Source organism: Phenylobacterium sp. (assembly GCF_031412415.1).
Lineage (GTDB): Bacteria > Pseudomonadota > Alphaproteobacteria > Caulobacterales > Caulobacteraceae > Phenylobacterium.
This window is the reverse complement of the sequence record NZ_JANOCX010000448.1, coordinates 1-22,107: the sequence shown is the minus strand read 5'-3', so window position 1 is coordinate 22,107 and position 22,107 is coordinate 1. Positions and strand designations below refer to the sequence as shown.

At 68.3% G+C, this 22,107-nt stretch carries 20 protein-coding genes; 11 read left to right on the top strand and 9 right to left on the bottom strand.

Annotated features, from left to right (window positions below; all coding sequences use genetic code 11):
• On the top strand, positions 1-183 hold a 183-nt coding region (locus RMO04_RS20810), incomplete at its 5' end, for a hypothetical protein (RefSeq protein ID WP_309646682.1).
• Positions 184-205: 22 nt separating this feature from the next.
• Here the strand turns inward: RMO04_RS20810 and RMO04_RS20805 are convergent.
• The 3 genes from RMO04_RS20805 to RMO04_RS20795 all read right to left on the bottom strand — a co-directional run bounded on the left by RMO04_RS20805 (position 206) and on the right by RMO04_RS20795 (position 3,447).
• Positions 206-463 carry a hypothetical protein gene (locus tag RMO04_RS20805; RefSeq protein ID WP_309646681.1) on the bottom strand — a complete coding sequence of 86 codons (258 nt, stop codon included), beginning with the start codon at positions 461-463 and terminating at the stop codon, positions 206-208.
• Between the two features lie 116 nt (positions 464-579).
• Positions 580-1,383 (bottom strand): PEPxxWA-CTERM sorting domain-containing protein, encoded by an 804-nt coding sequence (locus RMO04_RS20800; protein WP_309646680.1) that lies wholly within the window; start codon positions 1,381-1,383, stop codon positions 580-582.
• 537 nt (positions 1,384-1,920) lie between these two features.
• A complete protein-coding gene (locus RMO04_RS20795) occupies positions 1,921-3,447 on the bottom strand; it encodes a sulfotransferase (protein WP_309646679.1) in 1,527 nt (508 codons plus the stop codon).
• A 199-nt stretch (positions 3,448-3,646) separates the two neighbouring features.
• Here RMO04_RS20795 and RMO04_RS20790 point away from each other — a divergent pair, with 199 nt between their 5' ends.
• The 10 genes from RMO04_RS20790 (at position 3,647) to RMO04_RS20745 (ending at position 14,550) form a co-directional block, all read left to right on the top strand.
• Positions 3,647-5,200: a DUF4173 domain-containing protein gene (locus RMO04_RS20790; protein WP_309646678.1), complete on the top strand. Its 1,554-nt coding sequence runs from the start codon at positions 3,647-3,649 to the stop codon at positions 5,198-5,200.
• A gap of 11 nt (positions 5,201-5,211) precedes the next feature.
• On the top strand, positions 5,212-5,916 hold the full coding sequence (locus tag RMO04_RS20785; RefSeq protein ID WP_309646677.1) for a response regulator transcription factor: 705 nt from the start codon (positions 5,212-5,214) through the stop codon (positions 5,914-5,916).
• A complete protein-coding gene (locus RMO04_RS20780; RefSeq protein WP_309646676.1) occupies positions 5,913-7,493 on the top strand; it encodes a HAMP domain-containing sensor histidine kinase in 1,581 nt (526 codons plus the stop codon). Before RMO04_RS20785 ends, RMO04_RS20780 begins: the two co-directional genes overlap by 4 nt.
• A gap of 65 nt (positions 7,494-7,558) precedes the next feature.
• Positions 7,559-7,750 (top strand): hypothetical protein, encoded by a 192-nt coding sequence (locus RMO04_RS20775; RefSeq protein ID WP_309646675.1) that lies wholly within the window; start codon positions 7,559-7,561, stop codon positions 7,748-7,750.
• A gap of 41 nt (positions 7,751-7,791) precedes the next feature.
• The gene (locus tag RMO04_RS20770) at positions 7,792-8,439 is read left to right on the top strand and encodes a peptidylprolyl isomerase (RefSeq protein WP_309646674.1); all 648 of its coding nucleotides are present in this window, start codon (positions 7,792-7,794) and stop codon (positions 8,437-8,439) included.
• A complete protein-coding gene (locus RMO04_RS20765) occupies positions 8,436-9,257 on the top strand; it encodes a putative RNA methyltransferase (protein ID WP_309646673.1) in 822 nt (273 codons plus the stop codon). The genes RMO04_RS20770 and RMO04_RS20765 overlap by 4 nt, the downstream gene beginning before the upstream one ends.
• 4 nt (positions 9,258-9,261) lie before the next feature.
• Positions 9,262-10,050 carry a pseudouridine synthase gene (locus RMO04_RS20760; RefSeq protein WP_309646672.1) on the top strand — a complete coding sequence of 263 codons (789 nt, stop codon included), beginning with the start codon at positions 9,262-9,264 and terminating at the stop codon, positions 10,048-10,050.
• 109 nt (positions 10,051-10,159) lie between these two features.
• Positions 10,160-13,648: a PAS domain S-box protein gene (locus RMO04_RS20755; protein ID WP_309646671.1), complete on the top strand. Its 3,489-nt coding sequence runs from the start codon at positions 10,160-10,162 to the stop codon at positions 13,646-13,648.
• Positions 13,632-14,072: a response regulator gene (locus RMO04_RS20750; RefSeq protein WP_309646670.1), complete on the top strand. Its 441-nt coding sequence runs from the start codon at positions 13,632-13,634 to the stop codon at positions 14,070-14,072. The genes RMO04_RS20755 and RMO04_RS20750 overlap by 17 nt, the downstream gene beginning before the upstream one ends.
• 145 nt (positions 14,073-14,217) lie before the next feature.
• Positions 14,218-14,550: a UrcA family protein gene (locus RMO04_RS20745; protein ID WP_309646669.1), complete on the top strand. Its 333-nt coding sequence runs from the start codon at positions 14,218-14,220 to the stop codon at positions 14,548-14,550.
• Between the two features lie 65 nt (positions 14,551-14,615).
• Here the strand turns inward: RMO04_RS20745 and RMO04_RS20740 are convergent, their stop codons facing one another.
• From RMO04_RS20740 to RMO04_RS20715, 6 genes are all read right to left on the bottom strand, one after another.
• The gene (locus RMO04_RS20740) at positions 14,616-15,116 is read right to left on the bottom strand and encodes a RidA family protein (RefSeq protein WP_309646668.1); all 501 of its coding nucleotides are present in this window, start codon (positions 15,114-15,116) and stop codon (positions 14,616-14,618) included.
• Between the two features lie 20 nt (positions 15,117-15,136).
• Positions 15,137-16,753 carry an FAD-dependent oxidoreductase gene (locus RMO04_RS20735; protein ID WP_309646667.1) on the bottom strand — a complete coding sequence of 539 codons (1,617 nt, stop codon included), beginning with the start codon at positions 16,751-16,753 and terminating at the stop codon, positions 15,137-15,139.
• Positions 16,754-16,922: 169 nt separating this feature from the next.
• Positions 16,923-19,550, bottom strand: coding sequence for a TonB-dependent receptor domain-containing protein (locus tag RMO04_RS20730; protein WP_309646666.1), 2,628 nt, complete (start codon positions 19,548-19,550; stop codon positions 16,923-16,925).
• Positions 19,551-20,238: 688 nt separating this feature from the next.
• Positions 20,239-21,318 (bottom strand): phosphotransferase, encoded by a 1,080-nt coding sequence (locus tag RMO04_RS20725; protein WP_309646665.1) that lies wholly within the window; start codon positions 21,316-21,318, stop codon positions 20,239-20,241.
• Positions 21,315-21,659 (bottom strand): nuclear transport factor 2 family protein, encoded by a 345-nt coding sequence (locus RMO04_RS20720; protein ID WP_309646664.1) that lies wholly within the window; start codon positions 21,657-21,659, stop codon positions 21,315-21,317. The genes RMO04_RS20725 and RMO04_RS20720 overlap by 4 nt, the downstream gene beginning before the upstream one ends.
• A 2-nt stretch (positions 21,660-21,661) precedes the next feature.
• Positions 21,662-22,107: hypothetical protein (locus RMO04_RS20715; protein WP_309646663.1), on the bottom strand; the 446-nt coding region annotated here is incomplete at its 5' end.

Genomic DNA, 22,107 nt, shown 5'->3' with positions numbered 1-22,107 from the left:
CGCAATCTGCCCGGCGTGAAGGTCGAGCGGATCGGCGGGACCTTCATCAACATCCTGGGGCCGTTCGTGGTCCCGGCCGTCGGCGACGACAATCCAGCGCTCGACGAACTGCTGGCCGCCGACGCGGCCCTGCGCGAGGCGGGGTCGTCGCACTTCATCTTCGCTCTCTGGGCCAAGCCTTGAAGGCTGGCGGACGCGCGGCCGATCAACTCCGCGTCCATAGCCAGGCCGCCAGCGCCACGAACACCGCCGCCCAGAAGAGGTGCCGCGCGATCGGAGCCGGTCGCTCCGTCACGGCGCGGTAGAGAAAGATTCCGGCCAGCCACAGCCCGCCACCGACCGCCAAAACACGGCTGTAGCCTTCCGGAACAAAGGTCGCGGCCAGAATGGCGAGAAGACCGATCGCCCGCAGCGCCAGCTCAAGGCGAGCGGACATTTGGCGCGGCGACGTGTCGGATGTCATGGAGACCTCGAAGCGCGGACGTCCAGTCAGCATAGCAGCGGGCGCGGCGGCGATGCAGGCATGAAAACGCCGCCGGTGGGGGCCGGCGGCGCCTCAATTCTCAGACATCGTCCGTCTTAGGCGGCCAGCAGGGCGGTGCTGGTGCGACGACGACGCAGGGCCGAACCGGCCAGACCGAAGCCCATGATCATCATGGCCCAGGTCGAAGGTTCCGGGATACCGCCCGGGATGACCGGAGGCGGGGTCACGGCGCCGAAGCCGTCCAGATAGACGTAGCCGAAGTGGCCGGTCGGTTCGCAGTCGGCCGCGAGCACGGACAGCTGGAAATTGTGGCCGCTCAGACCGGGGCCGATGGCCAGTTGTTCGATCTGCCACTGCGGGGTGTAGTAGTTGCCGTTCAGCAGGCTGAAGCGCGCGTCGATACCACCGCCGCTGGAGGCGGCGTTGTACTGGCGCGTGATCAGCGTGGTGTTGGTGGTGAGGTCCTTCAGCGTGATGATCATCGTCGCCGCGTCGTTGGTGCCGTGGGCGCCTTCGAGAACCGCCTTCCAAGCGAAGAAGATGTTCGCGTCGGTGTAGTTGTTCACGGTCTGCGTCAGGACGGAGCCGTAGCCGCCGTTGATCGTGTCTTCGACCCGGAAGCTGTGGTTGCCGCTGTAGACGGCGCCGCCGAGGGCCGCGCCGACGTTCGGATCCACATAGGCCGTACCGACGACAGCGCTACGGTTCGCGACACCGCCAAGATCGCCCGGATCCAGGTTGGCGTTGGTGATGTTGCCCCGATAGCCGCCGGTCGAAGTCCAGCCGCTCGCGGTGCCGTTTTCGAAGCCGCCATTGACGAAGCTGTCGGCCGAAGCGGTGCCAGCAACCCCAATGACGCTGAGCAGCGCCGCGGCGCCGCAGAGAAGTCTGCTTTTCATTTCTAAGCCCCTTACCAAAGTCCGCCGCCGAGGTTCCCCCATTGCGGCTTGAATGCGGCATTTGGTCATCTGCCTTAATTGTTTGTCAATACTTTCGACGATCCGCGTTCGCTGATTCCCTGTTTTCGGGACAGAATTCGCAGTTGTGGGCTGTTGTGAGTGTGTCATCGCAACAGTGGGTTGCCAGGTTTGCCACTGGCTATCTCCACCTCAACAACGCCGATCTAGTCCGATTGCACTATGCCAAGAGACCGTTGGGCGATGCTTGCTCGTTAACCAAGACACTCCCCTTTTTGACAACTTGAAGACGGTCTCCAATATGGTTAACGACACATCAACGCCTTAACCAAGAAGGGTTTTTCCGACGAACTGGAGAACCGTTGCTATAGGGGTGTTTTAGGCGGTTAGGCGCTCTGCGATCAGTCAAAAACCTACAACATGGTTAACAACAACAGGCCGTTAACCATAATGCTCTCAACAGTGAAGGTTGTTGAATTCGCACCTCAGGCGAAATCATGCTTGCTCGTTACAAGCTCACTATTTTGGGTAGTGAAACGCGTCGATAAACATGGTTAACGGCGCCGAGGCGCTCGAAAGCTCTGCCGTATATCGCCGCCATCGCGCGACTGAGGACGAATACAGCGGCTGCGCGACCTGGTTGCGGCTGGGGCTGGCGATGAACTTTCCCACAGCGCGCTCGTGGAACTCGACGACTTTCGGGTCCCAGCTCAAGCCGAGGAAGGCGAAGACGCGCTGGAAGGTCGGCTCGAAGGACTCGACGGCGTCCTCGTAGCGGAACTCCAGGTATTCCACGCTCAGGCGCTCCCTCACGCTGAGCCACCAGGCCATCACCTGGGCATAGAACGCTGCGGTGTCCTCCAGGGTCAGGAGATGACGCGTGGCCGGCGTGGGGTTCATGAGCTGCATCACGCAGCTCAGGCAGACGTCGCGCGGATCGCGCAGCACGAACACTACCTTGGCGTCCGGGAAGACCGTGCTGATCAGCCCGACGTCGATGGTGTTCATCGTATACTTGTCCACGAACAGGCCGCGATCGACCACGTCGCCGTACCGTCCTCGGGCCAGGTTCCAATAGGTGGCGCGCAAGCGGCCGATCCCAGCCTCGTCCAGCCTGGCCAGCTTCTCGGCCACCGTGCCCGGTGCGGAATCCATCCGGTGCAGTTCGCGCTGCATGTCCCAGAGCAAGCCCGCTTCGTCGGCCACGAACACATCGGGATGAACGTCCAGCACCTCCTGGGTCAGGGTCGTGCCGGACCGGAAGAACCCCATGATGAAGACCGGCGCCCGTGGGGTCTCGGCGAAGGCGACGCCCGCCCAGCGTCCCATCAGCTCGGCGCTGAAGCCCGCCTCGTTCTGGCGGATCATCTCGGGGATGATCCGAGCGTCCTGCTGTGCGAATTCCGGCAGGGTCGGGGCCAGCTTGGCCGCGGCCTCCAGATGCGCGAACACCGCGTCGTACTCGCCCAGGCCATCCAGGACCCGGGCCATTTCCTTGTGCGCGCGAAACGCCTCCCGCGCGCCGGGCGCCTTGGCCAGCACCTCGGTGAGACGGGCCTTGGCGGCCTCGAACTGCTTGGCGTCGGCCTCGAGGCTGGCCTGCAGCACCAGCAGCATCTGGTGGCCCGGCGCGAGCCGCAGCGCCTCGGCCACGGCGACCAGCGCCTCCTCCGTCAAGTTGATCTGGCCGCAGGTCACCGCCAGGAGCTGGTGGGCGCGCGGGTTGCCCCCATCGATCTCGACCAGCGCGCGCGCCAGTTCCAGCGCCGGCGCGAAGGCGCCCCAACCCTGAAGCTGGCCGATCACCTCCATGACCTTGCTGGTGTCCTTGCTCACGCGGGCGGCCTGCGCCAGCAGCCGCCCGGCCTTCACCAGGTGGTCGACCCCCTCCAGCCGCCGTCCCAGGCTGCACAGGCACTGGCCCAGCCAGGCGCGCGCGACCGGATCGGCGGGGTTTTCCTGATGGGCGCGCTGGAACCAGCCGACCGCCTCGGTGACGTTCCGCGCCTGGGCGGCCTGCACGCCGAGCTGCATGAAGGTGGCCATGTTGTCGTCCCCCAGACCGCGCCGGCCGAACCGCCACGGCCACGCGCCGGCGGACCATGCGCCCTCACCTTGAAACAAAGCGTTTCCGATCCGGCCTGCACGGCGTCTGCACGGCCCCAGGTCGCGGTCTGCACGCCGCTCGCGTCACCCCTGAACCTGCAGCGGTCAGAACCTGGTCTCACCCCTGGGGGAGACCCGAATGCCGCGCCGCCCGACCTTCCTGATCAAGCCGACCCTCGCCGCCGCCCTGATCACCCTCGCCGACCTGTTGTTCTATGACACCGAGGAACACCTCGGCGCGGGCCTTGGGCTCTTCGCCCTGGCCTGGGTCCTGGCGGCGGCGATCGCCAACACCGCCATCTGGCGCGATCCCCGCGCCAGGATCGCCGCGGGCCTGGCCGCCGCCTTCGGTCTGCTCTTGGTCGAGACCTTCACCCTCCTCGGCTGGCTGCTGTTCTGCACGGCCCTCGCCGTGGCCGTTCTCTCGCCTCGCGCGGGGCGGGCGGACGACGCCTGGCGCTGGACCCAGCGCCTGGTCTTCCAGGGCGTCGCAGGCCTCATCGCCCCGGCCGTGGACTGGATGATCCTGCGCAAGGCGCGCCGTCGCGCACCGCCCCGCCGGCTCCTCGCCACGCTGGGTCTTCTCGCCGTGCCGGTGCTGGGAGGCCTGGTCTTCTTCGTCCTGTTCGCCTTCGCCAACCCGTTGATCTCCCAGGCCCTGGCGCGCCTGCGCATCCCGCCGCCGGACTTCGGCCGCGGCGTCTTCTGGCTGGTCCCGCTCATCCCGATCTGGGGCGCCCTGCGACCGCGCTTCATGCGTCGTCCGCTCACCCTGCCCGCCCCGCGCGGCAGGCCGACGCCCGGCGTTAGCGCCGCCTCCGTCACCCTCTCGCTCGTGGTGTTCAACGCCCTGTTCGCCGGCCAGAACGCCCTGGACCTCGCATTCCTCTGGAGCGGCGCGCCCCTGCCCGACGGCGTGACCCTGGCGCAGTACGCCCATCGCGGGGCCTATCCGCTGATCGTCACGGCGCTGCTGGCCGGTCTGTTCGTCCTGGTCGCCCTGCGCCCGGGCAGCGAGACCGCCGCCCGCCCCCTGGTCCGCGGGCTGGTGATCGTCTGGATCGCCCAGAACCTGTTCCTGGTGGCCTCCACCATCCTGCGCACCCTGGACTACGTAGAAGCCTATTCCCTGACCCGCCTGCGGATCGCCGCCCTGGCCTGGATGGTCCTGGTGGCGGTGGGCTTGATCCTGATCTGCTGGCGCCTTCTGAAGAGCCGCAGCGCTAGTTGGCTGATCAACGCCAACGTCCTTTGCGCCGGCCTTGTGCTGACTCTGGCCAGCGTGGTCGACGAGGGCGCCCTGGCCGCCGCCTGGAACGTCCGCCACGCCCGCGAGGTGGGCGGCCGGGGCGCGGAGCTGGACTTCTGCTACCTGGCCAAGCTCGGTGACTCAGCCCTCCTGCCGCTGCTGCATCTGGAGCAGGCGAAGGTCCCGGCGGCCTTCCGCGACCAAGCCGCCTATGTCCGCGCCAACGCGATGGAGGAGCTGCGGCTGGAGCAGTCGCATTGGCGCTCATGGACCTGGCGCGGGCAGCGCCGCCTCGACCGCGCCCGCGGCCTGCTGGCAGCGCACCCCACGCCGCCACCCCTGCCCGGCTATCGCGATTGCACCGCGCAGCTCATGCCTGTCTCGAAGACCGCGGGGGTGTCCGCCGCGCCGGCTGCGCCATTGACCCCGCCGCCGGCAGACTGAACATGCGCCCCATGGACCGCACGATCCTGATCGTCGACGACGACCCGCACATCCGCCAACTGCTGGCCTTCGCCTTCGCCAAGGCGGGCTTGGCGACGCGGGAGGCGCAGGATGGCGAGAGCGCGCTCGCCGCCGTCGCCGCCGGTCCCCCCGATTTGGTGGTGCTCGACATCAACATGCCGCGCCTCAATGGCCTGGACGTCTGCCGCCGCCTGCGCGCCCAGGGCGACCTGCCGATCCTGTTCCTGTCCTCCCGCGACGACGAGATCGACCGGGTCCTGGGCATCGAGCTCGGCGCCGACGACTATGTGGTCAAGCCCTTCAGCCCCCGCGAGGTGGTGGCCCGGGTCCAGGCCATCCTGCGTCGCGCCGGCGCCGCGCGCCCCGCCGCGGAGCCCGACGCCGGACTCACGCGCGGCGCCCTGCGCCTGGATGCCGAGAGCTGGAGCGCCTGGTGGGGCGAGACCGAGGCCCCGCTCACCGTCACCGAGTTCGCCATCCTGCGCACCCTCGCGGCCGCCCCGACCCGGGTGTTCACCCGCGACGCCATCATCGAGCGCCTGCACGGGCCGGGCTTCGCCATCACCGACCGCACCATCGACAGCCACATCCGCAACCTGCGCGCCAAGTTCGCGGGCCTGGGCGGCCACGACGTGATCGAGACCCGCCCCGGCGTCGGCTACCGCCTGGGACCCTGCCGCGGCCCGGCGGCGTGATCGGGGCGCTGAAGGCCCTCGCCAAGCGCCATTGGCCGGCCCTGCGCCTGCGCACCATCCTGCTGTCGGTGCTGTTGTTCGCCGCCGCCCTTCCCGGGCTCGGCGCCATCGGCCTGCGGGTCTACGAGAACGCGCTGGTTCGCCAGACCGAGGCCGAGTTGGTGGCCCAGGGCGCGGCGCTGGCCGCCATGGCCGGCGCGGCCTGGCCCGGCGCGCGGCCCCTGGCGGCGCCCCCGCCCGACGCGCGTCCCGGCGACTACTATCGTCCCGAACCCACCACCATCGACCTCAACGCCTCGCCGATCCTGCCCGAGCGCCCCGCGCCGATCCCCGCCGTTCCTGACCCACGCGCGGTGGCCATCGCCGCGAGCCTGGCGCCGGTGATCGCCGAGACCACCCGGACCACCCTGGCCTCGATCCTGGTGCTGGACGCCGCGGGCGTCATGGCCGACGGGCGTCCTGGCGGCGGCGGACTGGCCTTCCTGCCCGAGGTCCGTTCGGCCCTGGACGGAACCACACGCACGGTCATCCGCCGCAACGGCGACTATCACCCGGTCTATTCGTTCGAGTGGCTGAGCCGCGCCTCAGCCGTCCGGCTCCATCACGCCCGGCCCATCGTGGCCGACAGCAAGGTCGTGGGGGTCCTTCTGCTCTCGCGCTCGCCGCGCGCCCTGTTCCGCGGGCTCTACGAGGACCGGGGAAAGATCATTGTCGGCGTCGTGGCGATCTTCGGGGCTCTGATCGTCCTCTCCGGCCTGGTCTCCCGCGGCGTGACCCGCCCGATCGAGGCGCTCAGCGCGGCCTCGCGGGAGGTGGCCGCCGGACGCGGCGGCGTGCCGCGAACCCCCACCACCGCCGCCATCGAGATCCAGGCGCTCTATGAAGACTTTCGCCAGATGTCAGAAGCCATCGACCGCCGCTCGGGCTACCTGCGCGACTTCGCCGCCGCCGTCAGCCATGAGTTCAAGACCCCGCTCGCCGGCATCGGCGGGGCGGTCGAACTGCTCCAGGACCACGCCGCGACCATGAGCCCGGAGGAGCGGCAGGGCTTCCTCGCCAACATCGCCGCCGACAACGCCAGGCTCTCGCACCTGGTCACCCGTCTGCTCGACCTGGCCCGCGCCGACATGGCCCAGCCCCAGGCCGACGCCGCCGTGGACCTGGCCGCCCCGGTCCGCCGGGTGGCCGATGGCGTCTCGAACGGGAGCTTCGCCGTCAGGGTCGATCTGCCGGCCGCCCTTCCCAGGGTCGCCGTTCCGGAGGCCACGGTGGAGACCGTACTCACCGCGCTCCTCCAGAACAGCCGGCAGGCCGGCGCAGGCCAGGCCGTCATCGCAGCCATGGTGGCGGAGGACGCGGTGACCCTCAGCCTCGCCGACGACGGCCCCGGCGTCCCGGCCGCCGACCGCGAGCGGCTGTTCGAGCCGTTCTTCACCAGTCGGCGGGCCGAGGGCGGCACGGGCCTGGGCCTGCCCATCGCGCGCTCCCTGCTGGCCGCCAGCCATGGCCGCCTGGATCTGGTCGCCTCGGCCACGGGCGCGACCTTCGAGATCGTCCTGCCCCGCGCCGACCTCTGAGCCTCTGCACGATTTCTCCACATCGCCCGCGTCACGCCTCCACGGCCGCGCGTCATCCTCGCCCCATGCAAGACACACCGGAAGGCTTCGAGATCGTGCTGACCGCCCACGGCGCGACCTGGACCTGGACCCTGCGCCGCCCGACCGGGATCGCCGCCCAGGGCGAGGCCGCCGACCCGGAGACCGCGCGCCGCAGCGGCCTCTTCGCCGCCTTCGCGGTCAGCGCCCTGGCGCGGGTCGGAGCTCGGCGGTTCTAGGCGGCCATTGCCACCCCGGCCCTCCGCTGTACTCTCGCGCCATGTCCCACCTGTTCCTTCGCCGCCTGGCCCTGCGCGCGCTCGCCGCCATGGCGCTGCTCGCCGCCGCTCCGGCCTTCGCCCAGACCCCGGCTGTCGCGCCGCCGCCTGAGCCGCCCGCCACCGTCAAGGTCACCCTCACCACTTCCGAGGGCCCCATCGTCCTGGAGCTGCAGAAGGACAAGGCGCCGATCACCACCGCCAACTTCCTGCGCTATGTCGATCAAAAGCGGTATGACGGGGCGACCTTCTACCGGGCGTCCAAGACCCCCAATGCTCCCGAGCTCGGCCTCATCCAGGGCGGAGTCCAGAACGACCCGGCCCGGGTGCTGAAGCCCATCGCCCATGAGCCCACCACCAGGACCGGCCTCTCCCACACCGACGGCGCCATCTCCATGGGCCGCTTCGATCCGGGCAGCGCCACGTCCGACTTCTTCATCGTCCTAGGCGACATGACCTACATGGACGCCAACCCCGCCCTGCCCGGCGACAACCTGGGCTTCGCGGTGTTCGGCAAGGTGGTCGACGGCATGGACACGGTGCGAAAGATCCTCGCCGCCCCCACCTCCGCCACCAAGGGCGAAGGCGTCATGAAGGGCGAGATCCTCGCCCAGCCCGTGAAGATCATCACAGCCCGCCGCGCGGGGTGAGGCCCTTCCTCGCCTGCCCGGTCTGCGCCCAGCCGCTTGCGCGGGAGGCCGCCGCGTTCCGCTGCGCGGCCGGTCACGCCTATGACCTCGCCAGGTCCGGCTACGTGAACCTGCTGCTGGCCAATCAGCGCCGTTCCAAGGATCCCGGCGACGACAAGGCGATGATGGCGGCCCGCACCGCCTTCCTGGAAGCGGGCCACTATGCGCCTGTCGCCCAGGCCCTGGCCGACGCGGTGCTGGCCGACCGATCGGCGACCTGCGTCCTGGATGTCGGCTGCGGCGAGGGCCACTACCTGCGTGGCTTGCGAGAACGCGCCGCCAGGCCGCTGGACCTCCACGGTCTCGACATCTCCCGCCATGCCGTCGAGGCGGCGGCCAAGCGCGATCGCTTGGGCCTCTACGCGGTGGCCGGCGCCCACCGCCTGCCCGTGCTGGACCAGGCCGTTGACGCGCTGATTTCGCACTTCGCCCCGCTCGAGGCCGCCGAGGCGCACCGAGTCCTTCGCGACGGCGGACGCCTGATCGTTGGCGCCCCAGGCCCGCGCCATCTCTTCGGCTTGCGCAGGCTGATCTACGAAACCCCCACCGAGCACCCCGATAGTCCGCCGCTCTCCGATGGCTTCGCGCTGAAGGACGAAGTCCGTATCGGCTACGACCTCGACCTGAACGACCCCGCCGCCATCGCCGCCCTCGTCGGCATGACCCCCTCCGCCTGGGCCGCCGACGCGCGCGAGCGCCTGGCCGGCCTCGACCATCTCGCCACCGAGGTCGACGTGATCATCCGCACCTATGAACGGCGCGACTTGGCCCCTAGATAGACCCATGGCCTGGACCCGCCTTTACGACGAACCCGAACCGCAGCGCGTCAACCGCTGGCTGGCGCAGAACGGCGTCTGCTCACGCCGCGAGGCAGAGGGCCTGATCGCCCAGGGCCTGATCTCCATCGACGGCGAACGGGTCGACGACGCCGGGCGTAAGATCGCGCCGGGCCAGACCCTCACCCTGGCCGACGTCGCCCAGGCGGCGCTGGAATCGGCCATGACGGTGATCATCCACAAACCGGTGGGCGTGGTCTCATCCCAGCCGGACCCCGGCCAGATCCCCGCCGTGCGGCTGCTGACCGCCGAGGCGCTCTACGGGCCGGCCGCCACCATCCCCGACTGGGACTCGCGCCTGGCCCCCGTGGGGCGGCTCGACATGGATAGCCGCGGCCTGCTGATCCTCTCGGAGGACGGCGTGGTGGCCAAGGCGGTGATCGGACCCGACTCCAATCTGGAGAAGGAATACATGGTCCGGGTCGGCGGCCAGATCACCGAGAAGAAGCTGACCATGCTGCGCCACGGCCTACAGCTGGACGGCCGCCAGCTCCGCTACGCCAAGGTCAAGGTGGTGGAGGGTCAGCTCCTGCGGTTCATCCTCAAGGAAGGCCGCAACCGCCAGATTCGGCGGATGTGCGAGATGGTCGATCTGACCGTGGTCGACCTGTTCCGCGTGCGCATCGGAACCCTGCGCCTCGCTGACCTGCCGGAGGGTCGCTGGCGCCACATCACCCCCGCCGAACGCACCGCCTTGATCACCACTGAAGCGCGACGCGCGCCGGCGAAATCCTAGGTTGTCTGCGGTCGGATGTCGCACCGCCATTCACCATTTCCGAACCTCCATGATCGACGTTCGACGCAGGCGCGCTGGACCTGAGCGCTCTATGGCGTGAGGCTGTGACTTGGCTGGATCGACGACGAACCCTGCCACCGACCCAGCGGCGACCCACGACGCCTATCGCCTTCTGGTCGAGACCAGCACCGACATCATCGTCCGCGCCGACCTCAACGGGCGCCTGCTGTACGTTTCCCCGGCTTGCCGGGTTCTGGGCTATGAACCCGAGGAGCTAATCGGCCAACCGGCCGCGGCGCTGGTTCATCCCGACGACCTCGCCCGCTTCGCCGCCGGCAGCGCCGCGCTATTCTCCGGCGCGCCCGTCGACCGCACCGCCGATCGCGCCTACCGTTACCTGGCCAAGGACGGCGACTGGGTGTGGCTTGAGGGCAATCCCCAGGTGCGCCGCGACGAGACCGGCAAGCCCGTCGAGATTCTCAACGCGTTTCGCGACGTGACCGAGCGAAAGCGCATCGAACAGGCCCTCGAAGCCGCACGGGCCCAGCAGGACCGGCACGACGAGCGGATGGCCGCGGCGGTTGGCGCCGCCCAGGTCGGCATCTGGGAGTGGGACCTTGAGGCCGACACCCTGATCTGGGACGAGCGGATGCACGAACTCTATGCGCGCAGATCGACAGGCGCGCAGACGTCGTTCGCCGGGTTCGAAGACAGTCTGCATCTTGACGACAAGGCGCGCGTGCTTGCCGAGCTTCAAGCGGCTGTGGCGGGGGAAGCGGCGTTCGACACCGAGTTCCGCATCGTGGCCAGCGGTGGCTCAGTCCGCCACATCCGCGCCATGGCCACGATCGTCTTCAATGCTTCCGGTGCGCCTCTGCGCATGGTGGGCACGAACTGGGACATCACCGCCACCCGGCTTCTGGAGGCCTCGCTGCGGGCCAGCGAGACCCGGATGCAGAAGGTGATCTCCAACGCCAACCAGGCCATCGTGACGGTCGATGAGTCCGGATCGGTCACCGGCTGGAACCGCCATGCCGAGCTGATCTTCGGTTGGACCGCCTCCGAGGCGTTCGGCGAGATGCTGGGCGATCTTGTCTTCCCGCCGCAGACCCGCGCCGAGCGCAGCGCGGGTTTCGCGCGGTTCCTGGCCGCAGGTCAGGGCGCGGTCGTCGAGGCGCGAACCGAGGTCGACGCCCTGCGCAAGACCGGCGAGGAATTCCCCATCGAGATGGCCGTCAGCGCCATACCCGGCCCCGCCGGCTGGGAGATCACCCTGCTGATGCAGGACATCAGCGAGCGTCGGGCTCAGACCGCGCTCTTCGAGAACGCCTTCCATCACGCGCCCATCGGCATGGCCCTGGTCGGACTGAACGGCGAGTTCCTCAAGATCAACCAGGCCTTCTGCCAGATCGTCGGCTATCCCGAGCCGGAGATGCTGGGCCTGGACTTCCAGACCATCACCCATCCCGACGACCTCAACGCCGATCTCGGCCTGCTGACCCTGCTCGCGGCCGGCGACATCCCCAACTACCAGATGGACAAACGCTATGTCCGCGCCGACGGCGTCATCGTCTGGGTGCGCCTGTCGGTGTCCATGGTGATTGAGTCAGACGGACGGCCAAGGCACTTCGTGGCCCAGGTCGAGGATCTCACCGCCCGGCGGGAGGCCGAGGACCGCTATCGCCTGCTCGCCGACGCTTCCAGCGACGTCGTCCTGAAGATGGATATGGATGACGTCATCAACTACGTGTCGCCCTCGGTCCGGCGCTATGGCTACGCCCCGGACGAGATGGTCGGCCGGCGAGGTGCGGAATTCGTTCATCCCGACGATCTCGGCCGGGTGCTCGGCATGATAGCCACTCTCACCGCAGGGGGCCCGCTGGACCGGTCCATCGACCCCACCTACCGCATCGTCACCGCCGACGGAGGCGAGGCCTGGGTCGAAAGCAACGCCTCGTTGGTCTGTGACGAGTCCGGCGCGCCGAAGGGCATCGTCAGCCAGATCCGCGACATCGCCGAGCGGCGCGCCGCCATGGCCGCCCTGGCCGAAAGCGAGCGCCGCTACCGCCTGCTCACCGACAACGCCACCGACGTGATCGCCTGCTACGGCGCGGACGGCGTCTTCACCTTTCTCTCGCCGTCGCTGACCTCGGTCATGGGCTACGAGCCCCACAAGATGGTGGGCAAGGCCAGCTCGAACTTCATGCACCCCGACGATGTTCGACCCGCCCTGCGCAGGTTCTCGGCCTATCTCGCCGCCGGTCCGACCGCCGATCCCATCCGCTTCGAGTACCGGGCCTACCGCAAGGACGGCGAGATGATCTGGCTGGAGGCTCAGGCCAAGGCGATCTACGACGAGGCAGGCCAGTTCGTTGAGTTCCAGGACGTCGTTCGCGACATCACCGCCCGCGTGGCCCTGGACGTCGAACTGCGCGCCGCCCGAGACGCCGCCCAGGCCGCCGCCGCGGCGAAGTCGGACTTCATGGCCAATATGAGCCACGAAATCCGCACACCGCTGACCGCCATCCTGGGCTTCACCCGGTTGTTGTCGGGCCGAGAGGGCTTGGACGAAACCGCCCAGACCCACGTCGCTCGCGTGGCCGGCGCCGGCGAGGCGCTGCTGTCGATCGTCAACGACATCCTGGACTTCTCGAAGCTCGAAGCCGGCCAGGTGGAAATCGCGCCGAGACCCGTCGATCCCGGCGAGCTGCTGCGCGACGCCCTGCTGCTGTTCTCGCCCCAGGCCGACGCCAAGGGCCTGACGCTCGAGTTCGCCAGCGGAGAGCTGCCGGCCTGCGTGAGCCTCGACCCCGACCGCCTGCGCCAGATCCTGCTCAACCTGATCGGCAACGCCATCAAGTTCACCGAAACCGGCGGCGTGCGCCTGGTCGGCGCCTATGACCTCGCCGCCCAACGGCTGGAACTTCGGGTCGAGGACAGCGGCCCGGGTCTCAGCCAGGCCCAACAGGGCAAGCTGTTCCAGCGCTTCTCGCAGGTAGACGCCTCGACCACGCGCCGGCATGGCGGCACGGGCCTTGGCCTAGCCATCTGCAAGGGCTTGGCGGAGGCCATGGGGGGTCAGATCGGCGTCACCTCAAGGCCGGGCGAGGGCTCATGCTTCTTCTTCGCCGTCGCCGCCCCGCTGGCGCAGCCGCCGGTGCGGACGATCGGACCCCACAGCGCCGGGGCGTCGTTGGACGGCGTTCGTGTGCTGGTGGTCGACGACAATCCGATGAATCGGGAGCTCGCCCGCGCCGTCCTGGAGCACATGGGCGCGGAGGTCTCGGACGCCGAGGACGGATTGACCGCCGTGGCGGCCGCCCACACCCTGCCCTACGACGTGATCCTGCTGGACATCCGCATGCCGGGCCTCGACGGGCCCGCCACCCTGGCGCGCATCCGCGGCGAACCTGGCCCCAACCAGGACGTGCCCGTCATCGCCTTCTCGGCCGACGCTGACCTGGGGCGCTTCGCTGCGGAGGGCTTCGACGGGATGGTGTCCAAGCCCGTCGACCCCGCCGCGCTGGCGGCCGCCATCGCCCGCGCGGTCCAGTGGGATCCGCAAGACCTGGAGGACGCTGATGCAAGGTTCGCCTGACGCCTCGCGCTACCGCATCCTTGTGGTGGAGGACGAGCCCATGATCCTGGAGCTGATCACCACGCGTCTCGAACTCGCCGGCTACCAGACTTTCCACGGCCGCGACGGCTTCGAGGGCATCGAGCGGCTCGCGGAGTTGCGCCCCCACGCCATGATCTTGGACATCAACATGCCGCGACTGGACGGGTTTGGCGTCCTGCGTCACATGAAGTTCTCAGGCCAGCTCGCCCGCGTGCCGGTCATGGTCCTGACCGCCCGCAACCAGGCCGATGATGTGCAGACCGCCATCAAGCTCGGCGCCCGCGACTTCCTGGCCAAGCCTTTCCAGGACGCTCAGCTGCTCGCCAGAGTGGCGCGGCTGGTGCGAAAGCCGGTGACTGGACAGCCTGCGTCGCCGCCAAAGGCGCCGCCCCTCCTCCTCTAGGTCTGGCCAAGCCGAAATTCGCCGCCACTGGCGAATAACCTCGTTACGCCACAAAAACGGGCGTCGAGGTGGCATGACGGACTCCAGCCGCCTATCTTCCTGGCAACGCGCCGGCTAACCGGCCGACAGTCCCAGGGAGTCGCCCATGAAAATCCTGATCAGCGCCCTCGCGCTCGCCCTCGCCGCCCCCGTCGCGGTCCAGGCCGCCCCGGCCGTCGAGATCACCACATCCGTCGCCGCCCGCCACGGCGACCTCGACCTCAGCCGCGCCGGTCACGCCTCGATCATGCTGCGCCGTCTCGACCGCGCCGCCCTGTCGGTCTGCGGCGCTTCCGAATTCAGCCTGCGGGAATATCAGCGCGCCGTTCGCGCGACGGCTTGCTACGGCGCGGCCATGGACAGCTCCGTGGCCAGCCTCGGCGCGCCCCTTGTCAGCTCGGCCTACCAGGGTCGCGGGGCCAACCTCGCCTCGAACTGATCGTCCACGAATCGAAAGGGCGGGCCGGCCCCCCGGACCGGACCGCCCCCGCAGACGCTCGCGACCTATTTCTTGGCGCGCGCGGCCTGGACCTCGATCTCCGCCAGCATGCCCGGCGCCACCAGACCGGAGATCTGCATGGTGATTCGGGCCGGCTTGTTCGGCTGGGTCGGCGTGCCGAAGTGCGCCTTGTAGGATTCCATCATCCCGGCGAAGTCCATCTTGCCGCCCTTGGCCGGGTCGCCGACCAGGAACACCCGCATCATCACCACGTCGCCGAAGGTGTAGCCCTGGGCGGTGAGGATCGCGTCGATCCGCTTCAGGATGCCCGCCACCTGGGTCTTGGTGTCGCCGAACTCCGGTGGCGTGCCGGCCGGAGCGCCTTCGTTGAGCACCGGCGGGGTGATGCCGCTGACATAGAAGGTCTCCGATCCCGCCGGGACCAGCACCGCCGACGAGATGGCGCCGGTCGGCGTTCCGATGTGCTTGTTCTGCGCCAGGGCCGGGGCGCAGAGCGCGCTCAGGGCCAGACCGGCGATCAGGGCGGGCAGGAAATTCGTTCGCATGGGTGTCTCCGGTGGAGGGGTCAGGCCGCGGCCGCGGCGGTCGTCTGCTTCTGAGGCGTTACGGCTACGCTCTGTCCCACCCGGTTGGCGATCATGCCGATGGTCCGGTGGGCGGAAAGCACCGCGCCCTCCTGCCAGCCAGGCATTTGGCTGAGGTGGGCGCCGGAAAAATAGACGCGGCCCTTGGGTTCCTTGTTGAGGAGGACATAGGCGGGGTCTTCATTGCGCCCCTCCTGCCCCCCGCGGCCGCCATATGCCGGCCACGGTCCCAGATTGAACGGTATCTTGCTCCAGTTGACCACCACAGGTTTCTCAAGCTCCGTCTCGTGGCCGGGGTGCAGGCCCGCCACGACGCCCTTGGCCACGGCGATCTGATCGGTCAGCGACTTCTCGGCGAACGCCTTGGCGCGCGGGCCCGACCCATAGCAGGCCAGCAGCATCCCGCGCTCGGTGTGCAGGCCGTTGGACGGATACCAGACGAGATTGGTCTCTCCGCCCACGAAGGAGATGCCGCCATAGATCTGCTCCTTCTCCCAGAACCGGGGCGCCTCGAAGCCGATCTTGTTGGAATAGTCGCCGGGCACGCTGGCGACCGCCGCCTTGATGTCGGGGGCGAAATTGGTGTCGATCTTGGCCAGGACGTTCAGGGGGATGGTGACGATGGCGAAGTCGGCCGACACCACCTGGCGCGCGCCGCTCACGCGGTCGCGATAGGCCACGGCCACGCCGCCGCGCGTGTCGCGAATCTCCAGCACCTCGGCGTTCTTGATCAGCGGGCTGCGAATCGCCCGCTCGAAGCCGGCCACGATCTGGTCCATGCCGCCCACCGGCTGGAACATGGTCGCCTGCATGTAGATCTGGTCTTCGAACAGGGTCGAGCGGAGTTGTTCGTTGGACAACAGCTCGCTCAGCGGCAGGGGCGCCCCATGGGTCCCGTATTGGGCGTCCGCGCCCGGCAGCTGCACGAAGCCCGACCGCTCGGTGCCCTTGAACGCCATCTGGCCGTCCAGGTCCCCATAGGTCTTCAGGAACGGCAGCAACTTCTCCTTGTCGGCCAGGCTCAGCTCCTGGTCCAGGGCGCCCTTGCTCACCGCCTTGGCCAGCAGTTCGGCGATGTGGCCGCGGGTGTCGTTGACCCCTTGGCGCATCCGGATCGGCTTGGCGTCCGACCCCTGCGGCCAGAAGTAGGCGCTGCGGCTGGAATTGACCTCAACCTCCAACTCCACCTTGAGCTTGCGGCAATAGCCCAGGACCCCTTCGTGGTGGCTGGGCAGGCGCGCCGGCCCTGCGTTCATGTAAACGCCCTCCGAGAAGCTGACGGTCTGATCGGCCTCGCCCACCATCTCGATCTTCGAGCCGTTTCGCAGGGTCCAGTTGCGGCCGCCCAGCCGGTCGCGGGCCTCCAGCAGGGTCACCTTGAACCCGGCGCGCTCAAGTTCGTAGGCGTTGACCAGGCCCGCGATCCCGCCGCCCAGGATCACCACGCTCTTGCCCGCCCCCAGGTCGGCCGCCATCACCGGGACTTGGCTCGCCGCCGCCGTGGGCAGCAGACCCAGGGCCATCATCGCGGTGTAGGCCGCCCCATAGCCGCCTGTGGCGCCGACTCGATGCAGGAAATTCCGGCGACTCAATCCCATGACCAACACCCTGAAGAAAACGCGCCGCGCCGAGCGGCGAACCTTGGCCGTCCGCGTCCCGCGCAGGGCGGGTCCAGGCCGGCGAACTGTGTGAAAACCGCCGTGGCCGGCGGAGCCTTCGACCGATCGGGCGGGCGACTCGCCTTGAGCCGCCCGCCCATCGTCTCGCCTAGAAGGTCATCGCCAGCTTGGCGTAGTAGAAGCCGCCCTGCCAATCGACCACCGAGTCCGACCGGTAGATCCGGCCGTTCGTGGCCGATTCCCCGATGCGATCCGGCTCCGGATAGTTGTCCAGCACGTTGCGGACGCCCAGCGCGATGGTCGCGTAGTCGGTGACGTCGTAGCTCGCCTCCAGGTCCAGGAAGACCTCGGCCTTGAACTTCTGCACCACCGGATTGCCGACGCTGAACATGTTCTTGTAGGGGCCGTAGACGCTGGCCCGACCCAGCAGAGTGAACGGACCGGCCGTGTGCGTCGCCGTCATCACGCTGCGCCAGCGGGGCTCGCGGTGCTTGAAGTCGAACACGTACTCGCCGTCGAAGAAGCCGGCCTTCTTCACCTTGTCCACCAGCGGCAGGTTCCAGTTCATCGAGGCGCTGAGCGCCGTCGACTGGCCGTTCTCCCAACCCAGCGTGTAGGTGGCCACGGCGTCGAAGCCCTGGACCTTCGCGTCGAAGGCGTTCTGGAAGAAGCTCACCTGACCGATGCTCTCGGCGCCGGGGATGCCGGCGGAAACCATGGCCGCGGTGATGGCCGGCGTCACGTTGATCGGCGTGATCGCGTAGAACATGTCCTTGATTTCAATGTAGTAGGCGTCGAACGTCAGGGTCAGGCCGTCCAGGATCTGCGCCGTCACGCCCACCGAATAGTTGGTGGACTCCTCTGGACCGATCTCGTCGGCGCCCAGGAAGACCGAGACGGGATTGGTCGCCGGGAACAGGCCCTGAGCGACCGGCACGCCGTTGTTGACCACCGTCGAGGTGTAGGTCGTGAACAGCTGGCCCGTGGTCGGCGCCCGGAAGCCGGTGCCGATCGAGCCGCGGACCGCGAAGGCGTCGTTGAACTCGAACCGCGCGGCGACCTTGTAGTCCAGCGTGCTGCCGAAGTCGGAGAAGTCCTCGGCCCGCAGCGAGGCCTGCACGAACAGTTGTTCCGTCAGGTCGGTGCTGAGATCGACATAGGCGGCCTTCGACTTGCGGGTCAGGCGGCCGGAATAGAGCGGCGGGAAGCCCGGCGCGCCGTTCGAGCCGACGCCCAGCGCCGTGTAGACCGGGTTGTTGAACGTCCGGCCGTCGATCGAGACGGTGGCGGCGTTGCAGACGATGCCCTTGTTCTGCGGCGCCGTGGCCCGCAGCGTCCGGTTCACGACCAGGGGTTCGTTGGTGCAGAAGTCGTAAGGATCCTGCGTGGCGTAGGGGCCCGCGATATACGAGCCGACGTCGCCCTTCAGGATCTCATAGCCTTCCTTCCGGTATTCCGCGCCGAAGGCGATCGCCACGGGATTGGCCGAGAAGCCGGTGGTCCAGGCGTAGGTCATGTCGGCGTTGAGCGCGACTTCGTCGGACTCCAGGGCGCCCACGTGGAACTTCGTCGGGCTGGCTTCGCCCAGCGAGAAGTTCACCGTGTCGTTCATGTCGTACGACAGGTTGTCGTTGCCGTAGCGGGCGCTCAAGTCGTAGCCCAGCCCGCCCCAGATCTCGCCCTTGATGCCGCTGACGAAGCTGTAGTCGACGACGGTGCCGAAGAACTGCGGGGTGAAGCCCAGCGGGAAGATCATGTTGGCGCGGAACAGGTTGCCCGCGCGGGTATAGACGAAGTCGTCGGATTGGTTGGTCGTCGCGCCGACGTCGACCGGGTTGCGGTAGTTGAAGTCTTCCTTGGCGTTGCTGCGCGAGTAGTTGGCGAAGGCGTAGATCTGCACCTCGGGCGTGATGTCATAGCCCGCGTTGACGAAGATCCGCGTGCCCTCGGCGTCCGGCTGACCCCACTTCTGGGCCACCTTAGTGAACAGGCCGCCATAGTTCACCGACTGGGCGTAGGCGGCGGTGTAGGCCGAGCCCGGCGCGGTGGTCTCGGTCGGGAACAGACCGACGCAGAAGCCGGCGTTCTGGTTGGGCAGGTTGCGGTTGCAGTACTGGCGGCCCCGCGAGGTCGGCTGCTCGGTCACGTACTCGAAGCTGACGTTGATGAAGCCGTTGTCGCCGAGCGCGAAGCCCTTGTTGCCGCCGATGACAATGGCGTCGCCGTCGCCCTCATAGTACTGGCCGGCCTGGATCGACAGCGAGCCGCCGTCCGAATCGTCCTTCAGGATGAAGTTGATGACCCCGGCGATGGCGTCCGAGCCGTACTGGGCGCCGGCGCCGTCGCGCAGCACTTCCACGGCCTTCAGGGCCGAGCTGGGGATCTGGGCGGCGTCTTGCGACTGCGTGCCGCTGCCGCCGGTCAGGACCAGCGCCGATCGGTGACGGCGCTTGGAGTTGACCAGAAGAAGGGTCTTGTCGGACGGCAGACCGCGCAGGGCCGCCGGACGGATGAAGGTCGCCCCGTCCGAGATCGGCTCGCGCGCCAGGCTATAGGACGGCACCAGGGTCTTCAGCAGGTCCATGGTGTCGGAGTGCGAGACCGCCTCGATCTCCGCGGCGCTGAAGGAGTCGACCGGAACGGCGGACTCCAGCGCCGTGCGCGGCGCCGCCCGCGAGCCGGTGACGATGACTTCATCCACCATCTGCGCGCTCGCTGGCGTCGCCAGCACCAGGACTGTGAGCGAAGCGCCCGCCAGCAGTCCGATTTGAGACATCTTCTTCGCCATTATTGTTCCCCTCGGATAAAAACGGGCCTGAACCTGACAATCGGTCCACGCAGGCATAACTAGACAGTCCTCCACGGACGATCGTCTGACGATCACCGTGGGAACATCACGTAACGACGACCTCCAGGTTCGCCTTTACGACTTATCGACAGATCTACAGCGGCGACATCGAGCTGTGCTCGACTCGCAATTTCTCCAAATGCAGATTACGATCTGCAGTAGAATTCATAGTGGTTCGACTCTCTCAATATTCACGAGAGCCCTATGCTGCGCGCCCCCCGGCACATTTTTCCGCGCCAGTCATGAACCCTGCCGGCGCGTTGCGTTTACATCGTCCAGGACGATGTCGCTGCATGACAGGGTCGTCATGAATTTGGGAGGGTGTCAAACGCGGCGATCTTGGCCGACCGAGCACTTGGCGTTTGATCGGTTCAGCAATGGTAAATTGACCGTTAGCTGAGCATCGGACCCCAAAACAGGGCCGATTTTTTGCACATACTCGCGTTGGGGGCGTCGAGTTCTTGAGCGGCTCAGACGCCATTGCCGCCGAAACAGGCGCGGGCGCCGCGGGGTTGCGCAGATTTTCAGGCCTCGCCGGCGATAACGAACCGTCCGCCACGCCCTGCAAGCCGGGGTGCGGCGTTATGCGCCACGACCGGCTGGAGGGCGGGGCGTCCTACGCCAACCGCGCCAGCGCTCCATGATCCAGGATGTGGTCGCTCGCCCCGCCCAGCATGCGCAGGAACATCTCGTCGCCGCGGGCGGTCTGCTCCACCACCATGGCGGCGAAGAAGGCGGTGAAGAACAGCAGGAAGGCGCCCTGCTCGTAGTGCCGCCTCAGGTCGGCCATCGGATAGGCCTCGACCCCCAGTTCGACCAGCTTGGCGTGATAGAGGCCCAGCAGCTCAGCCTCATGAGCCCGTCGCACCTCCGCGGGCAAGGCCCCCGCCAGAAAGTAGGCGACATCGGTCGCCCCGGCCCCATAGGCGAAGGACTGCCAGTCCAGCGTGGTGATCGGGTGGCCGCCCGCCGCGCCGCCGAACATCATGTTGTCGGGCCGGAAGTCGTTGTGGGTCAGACAGCGCGGCCCATCGTGCAGCGTCGCCATCGCCCCGAAGCTGCGTCCCAGCACCTCTCCGATCTCCACCCAGGCAGGCTGCAGCCGCGATCCATAGCGGGCGACGAAGCCGCCCCACAGGGCCTGCACCATCTCCGGCGTCGCCGGGCTGGCGGGCGCGGCCTTGGATCCCGAGACCCAGGGCAGGTCATCCAGCCCGTCGTCGTTCCAATGGCTGGCGTGCAGCTTGGCCGCCTCGCCCACCACCAGCCGCGCTTGGTCCAGGCTGACGCCCTTGAGCTGGTCGCCCTGCTGGGCCGGCGCCAGGTCCTCCATGATCAGGACGAACTCGCCCGTGGCGTCCTCGACATCGGTGAACCAGCAGCGCGGCGTGTGGATCAACGCCTTGCCCGCCAGGTGGCGATAGAAGTTCACCTCGCGATGATAGTTGCCCAGCATCACCCCGGTCGCCCGGCTGGTGTCGTCGGCCGCCGGGAACTTGCCGACCACCGACCGGGGCGCGCCTTCCCCGTCCCGCTCATAGTCCAGCACGAAGCGCACGCTGTCGCCGATCTGCCCCGTGCCCACGCCCTTCGAGGTCAGGCCGCGCACCACGGTGTCGACCCCGGCCTGCTGCAGCATGGCGGTCATCCAGGCGGCGTCGATGTCGCCCGGCCGGCGGATATCGGGACCGCTCATGCCGCCATCGTGTGGGTGTAGACCTCGTTCAGCGCGATCTCGTCGCCGCGCAGGATGACCAGGTCGAAACCCCGCAACCGCCCGCCGCCGGCGATATCGCAGTACCAGCGCCCACAGAACCCGCCTGGGATCGGCCAGACCTCGTCGGGCGTGTAGGTCATGGCCGGCGTGGCCCCGAACAGCCCCGTCAGATAGCCGCCCAGCGCCTCGCGCCCGGTCAGTCCGCCCGCCGTCTGCGGGTCCCTGTAGATGCAGTCGGCCGCATAGAATTTCAGCAGCGTCGGCACGTCCTTGGCGGTCCAGGCGCCCAGCCAGCGGGCGTTGTAGTCGGCGATGTCCATGCTCAGGCCTCTCCCAGGACGCGGGCCCGGTGTTCGGGCGTGAACATCTCGGCGGGCACGGCCTCCGGCCCCGCCATCACCGCGAAGGAATGCATCTTCAGGCTGGGGTCGAGGGCCGCCCGCTCGAACAGGCTCAGCCGCCGCGCGGCCGCCTTCTCGCCGAACTCCATGTCGATGGCCGCCTGCAGGCTCGCGGTGAACCGCAACCGCCGCATCCGCTCGGCCCGCTCCTCGCCATAGCTCGCGAACGCCTCTGGGCCCCAGTCATCTGAGGCCTTCAGGATGTCGCTGACCATCCGCACGTCGCGATAGGTGATCGACAGGCCCAGGCCGATGATCGGGTCGTTCCAGCCGGCCGCGTCGCCCACCAGCACCACGCCTTGCCCATAGGGCTGGTCGGTCCAGCTATCGGCGTTGAAGTACGAATAGAGCGGCCCCGCCGGGCGCC